The organism is Vallitalea longa (genome assembly GCF_027923465.1).
GTDB classification, from domain to species: Bacteria; Bacillota; Clostridia; order Lachnospirales; family Vallitaleaceae; genus Vallitalea; species Vallitalea longa.
This window is the reverse complement of record NZ_BRLB01000005.1, coordinates 83842-101013: the sequence shown is the minus strand read 5'-3', so window position 1 is coordinate 101013 and position 17172 is coordinate 83842. Positions and strand designations below refer to the sequence as shown.

The following is a 17172-nucleotide window of genomic DNA, read 5'->3' as shown; positions in this document are numbered from 1 at the left end:
TATAGCTGGTATCATATTAATCTAGAAATATTAAATATAACTTCCTACTATATACTATGAAATATCTTTAATTTAGCTACATTTTTATGACAATTACAATAACTATCAATATCAAAAAATTAAAAAGACTTGGATTTTTATAAGAAAGCAAAGATACCATTCCTCATATAAGATTTCAAGAAAAGTATAAAATATAACTTTGCTATAAGATAAAAAATAGCTACCCTATATAATTATAAGGAAGCTATTTGCTATAAAAAATTTTTATTTACTATTCAATAGATTTAATAACTGGTATTTGTTCACCTGCTAATTTCATATGATAAATTAATCTTTCTGCCATATCTTTTTTTATATTTTTATACCTTTCATCATATACTAAATTATCTAACTCATATGGATCCTTCTCTAAATCATAGAGGAAATCTTCTTCATAAATATCACTATCCATATATTCTCCACCATTTTTATTAGGAGCATAAACACTGTAAAGATACTTTTCATTTCTAACACATCTGCCAACTCTGCTTTCACTTATTTGAGCAAAAACCTCATTGACACGCCCCTTAGTATCTCCGTCCACTATTTTTTTAAGATCTTCTCCTATCATATTATTCTCTACATCTACACCGATCATGGATAGAAAAGTCTTTGGTAGACTAGCAGTACTTACTAAATCCTTGATTCGTTTGCCCCCTTTAAATCCTGGTCCAGATATAATTAATGGTACATGTAAACATGCTGAATGACATGAACGTTTGTAATCATCGTACCCATTAAGATGTTCATCCCTATTTCTGGTCAAAAAATGTGAACCATGATCAGAAGCATAGATTATTATAGTATTATCATACAGACCTTTTTGTTTTAATTTATCTATAACTTTACCAAGATTATCATCAACACTCTTACAACATCCTAGATAATCTGGATACATCTCTTTTGCATTACCTTCTAGAGCTTCTAGGTCTCCTGGTAATTTGAAATCTTTAAATTCAGTTTTTGAACCATTAGGTCCTTCATAACACTTCCTGTCATTCTGATGGTGAGGTTCAATATGTGATATCGTTAAGAAAAATGGCTTATCATCACTTATTTCATCAAGATAATCCAATGCATAATCTGTAATGCAGTCTACCCTATATCCTTTAAATTCACACTTATTATTATTCTCATCAAATACATAACCATCATATCCATGAGAAGTAAATTCTAGAATATCAGATACTCTCCAATAGCCTTTATATCCCCCTCTTCTCTCTAAAGGTATTGCGCTGGTTTGATAATCTATAGTAGGTTTACCTTCTAATTCACCATCACTAGCCAAATGCCACTTTCCAACATATGCATTGTCATAACCCTCTTCTTCAAAATAATTAGCTACTGTTTTTATATTGCTTGGTAATGCAATACTGTTACGAAAACATCCTGTTTGTGTTGGATAGAGTCCGCTCTGAAATACTGCCCTACAAGGTCCACATACTGGTTGTGCTGTGTATGCCTCCTCAAAAAGTACACCTTCTCTTGCAAGTTTATCAAGATTAGGAGTTATGTTAAGTTCCTGTCCATATGAACCTATTGTATCCCATCTTTGCTGATCACTAAAATAAAAAAGTATATTAGGTTTATTAGTCATCTTAATACCTCCCCATTATGTATTATTTTGCCTTTTTTGCATTTGTTCTTATTATAAGCCCAACAACTGACATAATCAATATTATAAATGTTATATAAATACGCAATAATGCTAAGAAATATCTAAATCATAGATAAAACATTTGTCATTTTCATAGCTTTTAATGAAAAACATATAAAAAGCAGAAGATATAATATTGAATTACATTTCTGCTTTATTTTTCCTACTGTATACTATGATACATGAGATATCTTTTATTATTATATTTTTATAAGCATTAAAAAATAATCTTAACTACTGCTTATTAATCTTTAAGTCATATACATTATCAATCTTATCAAGAAATTCATCCATATCAGATGATATCGGATAATGGAAAGAATTTTTAATATATGCTGATAGTTCCTTGTTATTATAATTAATATCTGATAAATAGTAATCCATTAAAGAATTTAACACGACAGGCATATTAAGAGAATGATATCTTTTTAATACTTCTGAACTACTAAAGAAAAAATCAAAGAAAAGTTCAGCTTCTTCTTTATGATTAGTATTATCCATTATACTTATATACTTATGCTCTGAATAAGAAAATTTGATTGCTGAATCTTTAAGAGGTACAATTCCAATATTGCGTAACCAATTATTGTCCTTTTCAATATAGTAATAAATACTCGATAAAGGCTCAATAGAATATGCTGCTTGTCCTGAAAAAAATGGATGTAATCCTACTTTTCCATAATCATATGGTACAATATCAAAAGACTTATACATAGCTGATAAAGCTAATAAATCGTTATTAAATACATCTATTTTAGTAACATTATAATTTGGAACGTTATCCCTGATATGCAAAAATGAAGAGAAAAAAGTCCCTTTAGAAATTAAAGTCGGTATTGAAAAAGCAACTTTATCAAGATTATCATTAATAAAATGGGAATTAATATCGGCCATATATGTTTCAAAAGATTTTATATCTTGAATTTCATTAATTACAGGAATATTAATATCTGACAAAAAATCTCTTCTATAAACCAATATTTCAGGATCTATACAGTAAGCAATACCGTATAAATTATTATTATATACTCCATAATCAACAGCACTTTCTACAAAATAATCTTCTTCATATTTACCTATATAGTCATTAAGATTATATAAGCGATTTTCTGTAGCATAACAATTATAATTATGCAAAGACAGGCACAAAACATCAGGAGATACTTGATTAATAATCTCAGTGTTCATATAGTTCAGAGTTTTTGTGTCACTACCTTGTATCATCTTTAATTCAACATTTATATTAGAATTAACTTTTTCAAATCTCTCTATGGCTTGGGTAAAATATGTATATACCGCATTACTTGAATCTTTAACCCATATATTTAAGGTTATTCTATCATCTTCATCATTAACACTTACAGATTGATGATTGTATAATAAATACACTACACCTAATACAATAACAATAATTAATATACTTAAAAATGTTTTTTTAGTTAATTCCATATAATCACCTTAATTCTATAATAATTCTAGAACTTGTACTAATAGCTTCATATAACACTACAGTTAACGGTATAACTTAAGATATTCAGTAGGTGAAACTCCTGTCTTCTTTCGAAATATCTTGGAAAAATAACTGTGATTCTGATAACCTATCTGAAATGATATTTCTGTAAGAGATAAATTACTTGTACGAATTAAAGATTTAGATTCTCTAATACGTAAATCAGTAATATATTCATTAATAGTATTTGATGTTGCTGCTTTAAAAATATTACACAAATAATTTTTATTAACATAGAATTTATCTGCAATATAATTAAGGGATATATTATCTGTATAATGTTCTTCAATAAATTTAATAATATCTTTTATTAAATTAGTAAACTTATCATCAATAGGTGTACAATGCTTTTCAATCTCATCAATTATAAGTATAAACCATTCAATAGCCGAAGGAACATCTTTAATTAAATTAATGAAGGCACTATTTATATATTTTCTGTTTCTCAAATATGTATTTAATGAACCTAACTGTTCAAGCTGATATTCAATAAAGAAAAATAAATCCCTCATAATATCCTGTAAATAATTAATAGGTATTGATTTTTTACTGTTAAACGAATTTACAATATATTCTTTCAAATCCATGAATTTACGCAGTTCAAGGTATTCTTTCATTTTTTCCCAATCAAGCTCTAAAATATCTGCTTGTTCATTATTGTCTATTGCTGAAGTAAAACTAACTAAAGAATTATTATTTATCTTAACTCTATTTAAAGTTTCATATATATTATCAATGTCTATAGAGGCTTTCAGCAAATAATCACTAGCTCCATATTTCATGCTATCACGTACATATGAATAATCATCATAACCGCTAAGAACAATAACTGAGATGTTAGGATATGTACCTTTAATTTTTTTAGTCAGCTCTACACCATTCATTACTGGCATCTTTATATCTGTAATAACTACATCTAAACATTTATTTTTCTTACACAGTAATTCAATCTGATTTAATGCATCTTTACCATTCATAGCTTCTCCAATAACTCTTATCCCTTTTGACTCCCAATCAGTCATACTGCTAAAACCTTTACGTAATAATTTTTCATCATCAACAATCATTATATTCATAAAAACCCCTCCTAACAACTATACTTTACTTTCAAAGTAACTGAAGTTCCTAGATTCTCCTTACTTTCATAATGAACACCATAATCTGTTCCGTAGTATAATTTTATACGATTATTTATATTATTAATTCCAATATGATTAAAACTAGATTTGTTGTTACTAACTTTTGTTTGTTCTAAAATATTTGTTAATGTTTTTTCACTCATTCCAACTCCATTATCCAATACTTCTATATACAAATCTTTTCCCTCATGGTATGCACTGATAGTGATACAACCCTGTTTACCCAGTGGTTCAATACCATGAAAAATTGAGTTTTCAACAATAGGCTGTAATATTAGTGAAGGAATTAAATTATTATAATAACTTAATGGAATATCATAGTTTATAGAAATTAAATTATCAGTTCTTATATTTTGAATAAAAACATAGTTTTTTATGTTTTTTATTTCTTCCTCCAGAGTTATTAACTTATCCATACTATGAAGAGTCTGACGAAGTAGATTAACCAGACAATTTATAGTAGGTTCAATAAGCTTATATTGGTTAGTCCATACAAGACACTTAATAGAATTTAATGTATTATATAGAAAATGGGGATTTATCTGCATAGCTAATGCGTGTAATTCAGCCTTCCTTCTTGCCTCATTTTCTTCCATCAACTGGTCTATGGTAATATCTACATCATTAATAAGCTGCTCATACCCAGTCATTATATTAATAAGAGAAAAATGATTGTTATCCCGTTCATTATCAGAACTCATAAATTGTCTTTGAAGTTTATTAGATAATTTTTGTATTGGATAATAGATACGTAAAGCGGTTATAAAAATTCCTATAGATACAAGCATTATACAAGCAATATATATGTAAATAAAATTTTTTTGAAGCTTATTAAATTCTTCATTCATATTTTCAGATGGAATTAATTTAGTTATAACCCAGTCACTAATAGAAGATGGCTGACTTATGTATAGATATTTTTTACCGTGATACTTATAATTATTGACTAAAGATTCTGATTGAATTGGATAAGCTGTATCTTCTGGATCAAGTGAAGGAGTTATAGTACGATCACTTGAAGATATAATGTTACCATCTGAATTCTGAATCATTAGAATCTCACCTTTATCTAGAATCTTTTTATATATATTATAGAAGTATTTCTCATTAAGTTCAATAATAATAGTGCCATATATATTATCTGATATATAATTATTAAGAGTCTTAGTACCTGCCAAAACTGTAGAAGTACTATCTTTTGAAAAATAACTACGATTAAGAACGTGCCAATTTATCATATCTTTGTGCAATAGATTATTCTGATACCAATAACTATTATATACACTTGTAGCACTTAATTTCGGAGGATTATCATTGCTGGTAAATATATTGTTATTTTTACCTATTAAAATTATCTCACAATTAATCCAATTAAGTGAGGAAATGTGTTCAACTAATATATCTTCCACTATCTTAGTTGTTTTTATCTTATTATAATCTGATGAATATTGCTGAGTTAAATACATTTCAAATAATTTATTATTATTATATGTATTAATTATAGAATTAACTTGATCAGTAACTCTTTTTAGTGTCTGGTCCAATTGTTGAAGAGCCGCTAAATTGCTAGAAATAATCTTGGTTTCTGTATCACGTTGATAAGAGCTGTAAGTAGTATATCCAAGAAAAAGTAATGGAACAAGTATAACAAGAATAATTAATAAAATTAGTTGCATAAATATACTTTTTTTAAATTTACACAAAGATAGGACTCCTCTCAATAATACATTAAATTATTAATATACTGATAATCAAATTTATTATCCTTTATAAGTTATTCTTTGTCAAGATTGGTTGCTTTAATCGATTATAGGATCTTTTGATTGATATAGGTCTGACATATATATCATGCTTAATTAAACCCATGACACACTAAAAGAAGCTGTCTAAAATATAGACAGCTTTACTACACTAATAGTTTTAGTACATCATTTATAATCTTTTTATTATCTACTGTCTTATAAACCTCCACTTGGTATTATCTCCTGTATTATTACTATTAACCAGATTCACAGAATCAGTACCATTATAATGAAGCCACATTCCACTACTTATATGTTGAATTCTTGACCAACCCTCTCCAGCATCAATAAGCTTCCACTGTACATTAGCTCCACTCCATATATCCTCTACAAGATTTACATCCCAATCTATGTCACTAGATGAATGTAGTCTTTTTATTGTAGAATCATTACCAATATTATTAAGATGAAATCTTGTTGCATCATATTCTAATTTTTCCCATTTAACTTGGTCTGTATCTGTAATTGGATCTGTCATGTCTACATTATTATTATTAGATTGTAGAATCTTTCCTGTTGATTTATGCTCAATTTTATATACCGCTGGTATTATCGGTGGTACAACATTATCATTATTACATATAGTTTCCAATTCGCTTAAAAAGAAACTATAATCTTTATCAGGACCATGGGTAGTAAATCTCACACTTTTAATATGATCAATATTATTATAAAACTCTGCTTTTTGTACTTTCAACTCATTATTAACCAATACATCATAAGTATTATTACTAATATTCACATCCAGATGAATATTATACCATGTATTAGACACTATACTACATATATCATTCCAATTTCCATTACTATCTCTGTACTTTAAACAATTAAATTCATATTTTAATGTAGGTCCCTGAGTTCCACAATCATCTCTCATATTATAAAAAACTGTCTTCATACTATCTGAAGTCATCACTTTTGTATTTATACTAAATTCACCAAATATAGGGGTAAAATTTCTAATTATATCTGTATTCCCCAAACCATTATCACTCAATTGTACACTTTTATCAGCAATTGTAGGTATTTCTTGGATTGTAGCTTTGCAATCTCCATCATTAGTAACATTAAATGAAGGAGGTTTAACCTCTACAGTATCGCCATTAAAGGTATCAATAAAATCAGTAAAAGGTTTAGGTGCTTTCTCAGGCATAACTGGAGAAGAAGGCAGTCCCCCTTCATCCTTATGAAATCTTATAGCAGTCATTGAATGTGCTGGAAATATATAGTTAAAATTACTAGATGCATTATCTATAGTTTTACCTGTTATCTTTACTCTGTCATAGTATTTAGAATCATTATATGTATAAATGCTAGATCCATTTAGTGTCCAAACTTCAGCTTGTGTATAAGGATCAAAGTTATCTAAATTAATATTAACTGAATAATCGTCACTAGCATCATAATTATTTACTATAATATCGAGTACTGTTTTATCATTATTAACAGCTGAAACAGCTTCAACTAATTGAACTTTTCCTATTAATGCTGAAGGTGATCCATTAATTGTTGTAGTAATGTAATTTTCACTTAATCTTTCTCTAAACATTTTAAAAGGTAGTGCATTTGCATTTACATAAGTTCCCTCTTCTACTGGAGCAATAAGCCCATTATCAGGTGAATAAGATGTGTTTTGAGTATCATCACTATCAGAAGTATTAAGCATATGTCTTAATGCATATTTAACAGAACCATTTTCTATTAAACTAAATAAGAATTTAGAATTAAATAAAGAAGCTGTTAATGATTTCAAGATATGTCCTTCATATCCTGATGGACCTTTAACATTCTGGTCAAATATACCCCATTCTGATAATACAGGTTCTTTACCATATTCATTTGTTTTAGTATATTTAGCTTTATTCAATATATCATAATAAAATGTTTTACCTTTTAAAATTTTACTTATATGTTTATAAGGATGTTTAACATATGCATCAATATTATCTCCCATATAATTGCCTGCAAATTCTCCAAAACAAATTTTTATGTTTGGATCCACAGCCTTCATGGCAGCAGCTAATGCATTAGCTCCAGGCTTTACTACTGTATACCCTACAGTTATTGTTTCACCTGATTTTGGTATATTGCCATTAACACCATCACCAAAAGTAATATTACCTGTATCATAGTCAAATTCATAATAATTACCTATACCTGCATTTGCTAAATCATTTACTCGTATCCATGTAGTTAATCCTACTTTAACTGTTTCACTACCCTCTTTAATGGGATTTACTACTGTATACCATTCCTGATCTGCAGTTCCATCTGATTCATGATCTGACCAATCATAATATTTAACCGCATATCCCATCTTCTTATTACTACCTACTATTTGTCCTGGTGTATAAGTTTCTTCTCCTCCATTTGCATATTTTTCTGCTTCATCAGTCCATCTATAAGTCCAATTACCGAATTGTTCATTACCTAATTCCCAATACTCAATAGCATATGGTTCTTCATGTCCATCCTCTGCTCTTTTTGATGCCCAATCAATACCCCCATTTGGATTAGAACCATCATTTGATGAATTCATATATTCAACATAATCCGCAGCTTCTTGTTCATTAACCATCAGAACAGGAACAACCATTATTGATGTTGCATCATTCCCTAAACTTTCCACAAATTTCATATGCTCAGTGATACCATATGATGAATTATAAGGTTTATTTTCTCCAAAAGGCGATATCCAAGGACCTCTAGTTTTCCAATCACCGATTCCATCCTGCCATCGTACAGTATTATTTATAGAACCGCCTGTCCATCTTACAACAGAAGTCCCTATGTATTTAGTTGAGTTAACTACAGGTTCGTAAAGTTCTCCATTCCCTTTCCCTGATGTGTCCCATGTTCTATAACCTGCATTACCAACTCTATGATTGACACCAAAAAGATATGGACTGATTTTGTGCTGTACATCATTTGCATCTACACTTATTGCTATTGATGACGCACTTACTGCTATAGTTGGAATAGATGCTGTTACACAAATAATTAATAACATTAATAATAAACATTTTTCTAAATTTTTTTTAAACATAAATTCCCTCCAGAAACAATTTATCTTAAATATTTTATTACTATCTATTGATTGGTACGATTGTCGGCTCTTTTTCTCCAGCTAATTTCATATGATAAATCAATCTCTCAGCCATATCATTTCTAACGTCTTTATAATTATCGTCATTTACTAAATTATTTAATTCATAAGAATCATTTTCTAAATCATAAAGAAAATCTTCTTCATAGATGTCACTATTCATAAACTTCCCACCATTTTTATTAGGTGCATACACACTATAGAGATATTTTTCATTTCTAACACATCTTCCAACTCGACTTTCACTTATTTGAGCAAAAATCTCATTGCGACGCCCATTTGTTTCTCCATCTACAACTTTTTTTAGGTCTTCTCCAATCATTGTATTTCCTACGTCTATACCAATCATTGATAATAAAGTCTTTGGTAAACTGGCTGTACTTACTAAATCCTTAACTTTTTTACCACCTCTGAAACCTGGTCCAGTTATAATTAATGGTACATGTAAACATGCTGAATGACATGAACGTTTATAATCGTCATATCCATTAAGATGCTCATCATTATTTCTTGTTAAAAAATGAGAACCATGGTCAGATGCATATATGATTATAGTATTATCATATATCCCTTTTTCTTTTAATTTATCTATAACTCTTCCAAGATTATCATCAAGACTTTTACAGCATCCTAGATAATCCGGATACATTTCTTTTGCATTACCTCCAAGAGCTTCTAAATCGCCAGGTAATTTAAAATCTTTAAATCTAGTTTTCGAACCATTAGGTCCTTCATAGCATTTTTTATCATTTTGATGATGAGGTTCAATATGTGATATTGTTAAGAAAAATGGCTTATCATAGCTTAATTCATCGAGATAATCCAATGCATAATCTGTAATACAATCTACCCTGTACCCCTTAAACTCACACTTATTGTTATTTTCATCAAATACATAACCGTCATATCCATGAGAAGTAAATTCAAGAATATCAGATACTCTCCAATAACCTTTATATCCACCTCGTCTTTCTAAAGGAATTGCCCTGGTCTGATAATCTATAGTAGGTTTCTTCTCTAGTTCTCCGTCACTTGCTAAATGCCATTTCCCAACATATGCATTATCATAACCTCCTTCTTCAAAATAATTAGCTAATGTTTTTATATTTTGGGGTAATGCAACACTGTTCCTAAAACATTTTATTTGTGTTGGATACTGTCCGCTTTGAAATATTGCTCTGCAAGGTCCGCAAACTGGTTGTGCTGTATAAGCTTCTTCAAAAAGTACACCTTCTTTTGCAAGTTTATCCAAATTGGGAGTTATATCTAATTCTTGTCCATAGCAGCCTATCGTATCCCATCTTTGTTGATCACTAAAATAAAAAAGTATATTTGGTTTATTATCCACTTTTATCCCTCCATTTGATTTTATCCTTTAACTTTCTGTTTAGCATTTGTTCTAGTAATTAATACAACTACTAATATAATTAATATTAAAAACACTATAGAAAATGGTCTAGTTATAAATATTTTCAAACTACCATTTGAAATTAATAAAGATCTTCTAAAATTTTTTTCTGTTAAAGAACCTAATACTAACCCTAATAATACAGGTATTGTTGAATACTCAAATTTGCTCATTATATAAGCAATAATACTAAATACAATTGAAACACCTACATAGAATAATGATTTCTTAATTGAATACGCACCAGCAAAACAAAAAACAACAATGATTGGAGTTAAAATTTCTGTAGGTATTTGTACAACTTTTGCAAATAATCTAGTTAAATATTTTCCTTGTATAAACATAAAAATATTAACAAATATTAGACCGACTATAATAGCAAAAACAGTTGTTCCATGTTCCTTAAAAAGATTTGGTCCTGGTGTTAACCCATTAATCATTAATGCTCCAAGCATAATAGCTACTGCACCATCTCCTGGAATTCCAAGAGTTAAAAGAGGTATTAATGTTGCTCCAGTAACCGCATTATTAGCAGCCTCTGCTGCTGCTACTCCTTCAATAGAGCCTTCTCCAAATTCCTCTGGTTTTTTGGAAATTTTTTTTGCTACGTCATAGCTAAGAAACGATGCCATCGATGCTCCTGTTCCTGGAATAATACCAATTATAACACCAATAATAGAAGATATAATTGCAGGAATACCAGTTCTCTTATATTCCTTTTTTGTAAGTTTTCCGCTATCTAAATTTCTTAGAGCTTCTTCAGCAACTTTACTTTTCTCCCTTTTATCTTTTTTATATTTTCCCCTATGTATTATTTCAACAAGAGCGAATAATCCTATTAGTACAATTACTAAATCAAATCCACCATATAGATAAACATTATCAAAAGTAAATCTCATAGTACTTCCGCTGATTATATCCATTCCTACAAAAGAAACAAATAGTCCTAGACATCCAGATATTACTCCTTTTATTAGACTTTTACCACTTACACCAGCAATAATTGTCAAACCAAAAGTACAAATCAAGAAATATTCAGGTGATCCCATTTTCATTGCTACTTTTGCAACCTGTGGACCTAAAAATAATAATACTAACGCACTAAAAATACCTCCTACTGCGGAAGAATTAAGAGCAATATTCAATGCTTTTTTGGTAAACCCTTTCTGAGATAATGGATATCCATCAAGCATAGTTGCCGCTGCATGAGGTGTCCCTGGTGTTTTAATTAAAATAGCAGATATAGAACCACCATAACTGCCCGCACAATATATTCCCAATAAAAACATAAAAGAATTAATTGCATCTAGGTCATAAGTAATCGGCAAAAATAATACTAAACAAAGCATAACTGTAAGTCCTGGAATTGAACCAAACACAATTCCTAGAAATAATCCTATATTCATATAAATAAAACTACTTAAGGAGAAAAACTCCTGGAAACCTGATATAATATTCTGTAACATTTACTAACCCTCCTTATGGTAGTTCTACATTTAATGCGTTTTGAAACACTAATGTTACTGCAATTATTATTACTGAAACGGTTACATAATATTTCCAATTTTTACATTTAAAAAATACAAGCATAACTCCTCCAAAGATTAATGAAACTAACATAAATGGTAATACGTGAAGTAATAACCAATATCCTAACAGCATTAATATAACAGCAAGAGACTTCCTTTCTTCTCGTAAATTAATTTCTATTTCTTTGACTGGTTGTTTCTTAATAATTTTCACTATTTCTTTAATAATAATAAAACCGCTACATAGTCCCATTAATCCAATTATAAGTCTAGGGAATGTTTGCGATGAAATTTGTTCATTTCCTTTTACTGCAATTTGAGAAGGAATTAAAAACCATATTACAGCAGCTACAGTAAAAAATAAAATTGCACCCACCAATTCTTGTTTAATCTTAATTTTCATGTTCACATTCCTTTCAGCTTTATGTATATATTAATATAATTTTTAAAGATAGGGATGCTAAGCATCCCCTAATCAATTTTAAATTCATCACTATATTATTCAACTAATTCTGCATATTTTTTTGCTTTCCCTACACATGATTCAATGTATTTTTGAACTTCTTCTCCAGACATTATATCAATAGTAACTCCCATATTATCAGCTGAATCCAAGAAATTTTCATTTTCTAATATAGATTTTAGAGCATCATATGTTTTATCTACTATAGCTTGTTCTGTTCCTGCTCTCATAAATACTGCACATATATTAGTCATCCATGTATCATATCCATAATCAGCAACACAATCTAAATTATAAACTTCATCTACTAATTTTTTTTCATCAAATGCAACCACTGGATTAATATCTCCCGATTTTACAAATTCTTTAGCCAATGAGGCATGTGTTACAGCAAAATCTACTTCTCCTGAAATAGCCGCTGTTAAAGCTTCATTAGCTCCTTCATAAGGAATAATTGTATATGTAATTCCCATCTCGTTTAAAAGAGCAGCACATTGTAACGCCTCCGAAGATGCAGTTCCATTAGTACCAACCTTAATAGTATTTCCTTGTTTGAAGTATTCTTCAAGGGTTTCTATACTATTAACATTAATATTAGGATTTGCAGATAATACAAATGTAGATGAGTAGATATTAATTACTGGAATAAAATCATCGAATTTATATGCAACTTCAGAAGTTAATGGAGCAATTGCAAAACTTCCTTCACCGCCAAATATTAATTTATTTCCGTTTGGCTTTTCCTCTATATATTGTGTTAATGCAACAGCTCCACCAGAACCTAATATATTATCCGCAAGTAAAGGTTGTCCAAAAGCTTCTTTTCCATATTCTGACATAGCCCTGTTTACTTGATCTGCCAACCCACCTACTGCCCATGGACATATTATTGTTAATGAATCTGTAGGCCAATCTTTAGTTGATACCTCTTTTTTACCACATCCCACCATTAGTACTCCCATTGCTAATACTAATATAAATGCAAAAGATTTCTTTAATATTTTCATTTTTTCTTCCTCCTTAATTATTATGTTAATTTTTGCTTATATAACTTTACTAATAATATATGTATATTGTATATTTTTTTGTATAATATGTACAGATAATATATTATCATAAATAAGTACAATATTCATGATATATTTTAATGAGTATAACAAAATTCATTTCCAGTAAAACAATATTCATTTATAAAGTCTAATGAACAATTTTATGAATAATCCTACCTGATAGAAAATAGTATCTATGATTAACAGTCATTGATTCCATTTATTAAAAACAACAAAAAAGCAGACGATATATTATATTCATATCTCTACTTTTTTTATAACCCGTTTTATTTATATTTTAATCATTCAACTATTTTTATTGCCGCTAAAGAACTTCCTACATCAACTTCCTCTTTACTCAATACTACTATTTTATTTTTATCATATCCTGTTATTTCTAATACATTCTTATATAATTCTTGGAGTATTTTATTACCACCAATAATGAATTGTATTTTTCCCCATTCCATTTCGTGTTTAATGGACTGTATATCCATATAACCTATAGCACCAGCAATAAAATTAGCTCTTTCATTATCAGTTGTATCAGATAATACATCTAATATCCTAACCATAAAACAAGTTCTAGAAAAACCATACTCAGAAGCTGCTTCAATACCCTTACAAATATATTTTCTGTCAATATGCTCAATTAAATCATGTGGAAGTGAATCAGCCAAAACTGTATGTTGTGATATAGCCTTCATCATTTCTCCTGAGAGAGTTGTACTGCACTTAATTATTTTATTATCTTCTACAAATACAAATTTTGTGTGAGAACCTGGTGAAACATATATAAATTCACTTTCACCATAAGACATTGCCCTTACAGTTTCTGTCTCTTCTCCACGCATCATATCAACTTCATAAATTTCATCGCCAGATTTATTCTTAACTCCAGGAATGAAATATATAGGTTTATCAATTATATCAGTGAAAATTTTCTTTTCAACATGTTTCCTTAGATCATCAACTCCCACCGGTGATTCAAGATGAGGAATCTCCAATAAACCTAGATTTGATGTAATCATACCGAAAGCAATTATCTTATCAACATCTTCTACATTGATATGTGTATTCTTCATACAATCGTGTATACCTGACTTTATGGATTTCTTCAATTTTTCTTTGTTTCCTGTTATGGCTGTATCTCTTACACCTGTATCAATTTTAGACTCTCCCAATATTTCATCATCACTAATATATCTGATTCGTGTATTGGTGGTTCCTGTATCTATTGTAATATAACTCATAATATGCCTCCTAGCCAATATCAAAAGTTAAATTTCTATAGACTCAACAGTTTTTGTGTATTCTTGTGCCAATTCTTTTAACTTATCATATTGATTATTCTCTATAAATTTTTTGTTAACAAGTGAACCACCTACTCCAACAGCGATACTTCCGCATTCAAGGAATTCTTTAATATTATCTAATCCAATTCCTCCAACAGGCATTAATTTAACATCGTCAAGTGGCCCTCTCAACATTTTGATATATTGGATTCCCAATGCTCCTGCTGGGAATATCTTAACTATATCTGCTCCCCATTTATCCGCCATTACAACTTCTGTAGCAGTAAATGCACCTGGAACGGAAATAACATTATTTTGTTTACAGTATTTAATTACATCTTCATGTAGACTTGGACTAAGAACAAACTTAGCACCTGCATCAATAGCTCTTTTTGCATTTTCCACATCAAGAACTGTACCAGCACCTATTAAAATTTCGTTACCGAACTCTTTCTTTATATCTTTAATTATCTCTACAGCATTATTAGTATTAAAAGTCACTTCTACACACCTGATCCCACCCTCAGCCAATGCTTCCACAACTTTTAGCCCTTTTTCTTTTTCTATACCTCTTACTATAGCTATAATTTTAGAATCATATATTTGTTTCAAATAATTATCCATTTTTACACCATCTTTCATTAGTCATATGCTTATTATGTATCAGCTGTTAATAATACCAATCTATTATTTAGCCCTTTTAACTTTTTTCTTAATTTGTTTAAAAATAGGTGTACATAATGTTATGAATGCGAGTACAAGTAATACTGCACTTATAGGTCTGGTAAATAATATGCTGGCATTACCTTGAGACATCACCAAAGACCTTCTCAATTGACTTTCTGCCATAGGGCCTAATATTAAAGCTAATACTACAGGCGAAGCAGGGAAATCAAATTTGCTCATAAAATATCCAATAATACCACACACAAACATAACTACAACATCAAAAAAGTTATTATTTATAGCATATGAACCAATAATGCATAGAACAAAGATTACTGGTGTCAATACATATTTAGGTATAGATACGATTTTAGTAAAGAACCTGATACCTAGTAACCCAAGTACAAGCATTCCGATATTAGCAACAATAAGTCCAACAAAAATTGTATATACAAGTTCACCTTGTTCTTTGAATAATAATGGTCCCGGCTGTAACCCTTTCATCATCAACGCACCTAACATGATAGCAGCAACTGCATCTCCTGGAATACCTAATGTTAGAAGTGGTACCATAGCTCCACCAGTAACACCATTGTTGCCAGCCTCTGGTGCCGCAATACCTTCTATATGCCCAGTACCGAACTTTTCAGGATGTTTAGAAAATCTTTTTGCTTCATTATATGATATGAATGCCCCTATATCTGCTCCTGCTCCAGGAATGATTCCTGTAAAAGTACCTATAATTCCAGATCTTAGAACAGTAAATTTAATACGCTTAATATCACTCATAGTCGGTAGAATTCTTGTAATTTTCTGTTTCACTTTTACTTTTTTCAGCATATCTTCAATACTCAGAAATGCTTGTGAAAATGCGAAAAGTCCTATCATTATAGGTATAAATGATAACCCGTTCAACATATTTATGTTACCATATGTAAATCTTGGATAACCAGTAATGGAGTCAATCCCAATCATTGAAATCAAAAGTCCTACTACACCTGCTATAAGACCTTTTACCATGGACTTACCTGCAATACTGGATATAATACTAAGTCCGAACATAGCCAATGCAAAATATTCTGGTGCACTGAATTTAAGCGCCAATTTTGCAAGTTGAGGAGAAATCAATATAAGCATTATAGTACTCACTATTCCTCCTCCGAATGATGAAATAGTAGAAATACCAAGCGCTCTTCCTGCTTCACCTTTTTTAGCAAGTTCAAATCCGTCTAGTGCTGTTGCCGCAGCTGCTGGTGTTCCAGGTGTTCTAAGTAGAATTGCAGAAATTGAGCCTCCATAAATAGCTCCAATGTATATTCCCAATAACATAAGTATTCCAGAAACTGTATCCATTCCAAATGTTAATGGAAGGAGTAAGGCAACTCCCATCGTAGCAGTAAGTCCAGGTAATGAACCTATTGCTATACCTCCGATTACCCCCCCAAAAATACATAATAATATACGAGGAGTAAAAGCCATAGCGAAACCATGTAACAGTAATTCAAGCAT

The 17172-nt window shown here is 29.9% G+C and carries 12 protein-coding genes; all 12 read right to left on the bottom strand.

Annotated elements, in window-relative coordinates; genetic code table 11:
- Positions 1-271: 271 nt before the first annotated feature.
- The gene (locus QMG30_RS10940) at positions 272-1636 is read right to left on the bottom strand and encodes a sulfatase family protein (RefSeq protein ID WP_281815304.1); all 1365 of its coding nucleotides are present in this window, start codon (positions 1634-1636) and stop codon (positions 272-274) included.
- 294 nt (positions 1637-1930) lie between these two features.
- Positions 1931-3145: an ABC transporter substrate-binding protein gene (locus QMG30_RS10935; protein ID WP_281815303.1), complete on the bottom strand. Its 1215-nt coding sequence runs from the start codon at positions 3143-3145 to the stop codon at positions 1931-1933.
- Positions 3146-3208: 63 nt separating this feature from the next.
- A complete protein-coding gene (locus QMG30_RS10930; protein WP_281815301.1) occupies positions 3209-4282 on the bottom strand; it encodes a response regulator transcription factor in 1074 nt (357 codons plus the stop codon).
- Between the two features lie 11 nt (positions 4283-4293).
- Positions 4294-6048: a sensor histidine kinase gene (locus tag QMG30_RS10925; protein WP_281815298.1), complete on the bottom strand. Its 1755-nt coding sequence runs from the start codon at positions 6046-6048 to the stop codon at positions 4294-4296.
- 247 nt (positions 6049-6295) lie between these two features.
- Complete coding sequence (locus QMG30_RS10920; RefSeq protein ID WP_281815296.1) at positions 6296-9193, bottom strand: alpha-L-arabinofuranosidase family protein; 2898 nt, start codon at positions 9191-9193, stop codon at positions 6296-6298.
- Between the two features lie 40 nt (positions 9194-9233).
- Positions 9234-10601: a sulfatase family protein gene (locus QMG30_RS10915; RefSeq protein WP_281815294.1), complete on the bottom strand. Its 1368-nt coding sequence runs from the start codon at positions 10599-10601 to the stop codon at positions 9234-9236.
- 20 nt (positions 10602-10621) lie between these two features.
- Positions 10622-12127 carry a tripartite tricarboxylate transporter permease gene (locus QMG30_RS10910; protein ID WP_281815293.1) on the bottom strand — a complete coding sequence of 502 codons (1506 nt, stop codon included), beginning with the start codon at positions 12125-12127 and terminating at the stop codon, positions 10622-10624.
- Between the two features lie 13 nt (positions 12128-12140).
- Positions 12141-12593, bottom strand: coding sequence for a tripartite tricarboxylate transporter TctB family protein (locus QMG30_RS10905; RefSeq protein ID WP_281815292.1), 453 nt, complete (start codon positions 12591-12593; stop codon positions 12141-12143).
- A 95-nt stretch (positions 12594-12688) separates the two neighbouring features.
- Positions 12689-13660 (bottom strand): tripartite tricarboxylate transporter substrate binding protein, encoded by a 972-nt coding sequence (locus QMG30_RS10900; RefSeq protein ID WP_281815290.1) that lies wholly within the window; start codon positions 13658-13660, stop codon positions 12689-12691.
- 344 nt (positions 13661-14004) lie between these two features.
- On the bottom strand, positions 14005-14955 hold the full coding sequence (locus QMG30_RS10895; RefSeq protein WP_281815287.1) for a 2-dehydro-3-deoxygalactonokinase: 951 nt from the start codon (positions 14953-14955) through the stop codon (positions 14005-14007).
- Positions 14956-14982: 27 nt separating this feature from the next.
- Positions 14983-15621, bottom strand: coding sequence for a bifunctional 4-hydroxy-2-oxoglutarate aldolase/2-dehydro-3-deoxy-phosphogluconate aldolase (locus QMG30_RS10890; RefSeq protein ID WP_281815285.1), 639 nt, complete (start codon positions 15619-15621; stop codon positions 14983-14985).
- Positions 15622-15684: 63 nt separating this feature from the next.
- Positions 15685-17172, bottom strand: a complete 1488-nt coding sequence (locus tag QMG30_RS10885; protein ID WP_281815284.1) for a tripartite tricarboxylate transporter permease — start codon at positions 17170-17172, stop codon at positions 15685-15687.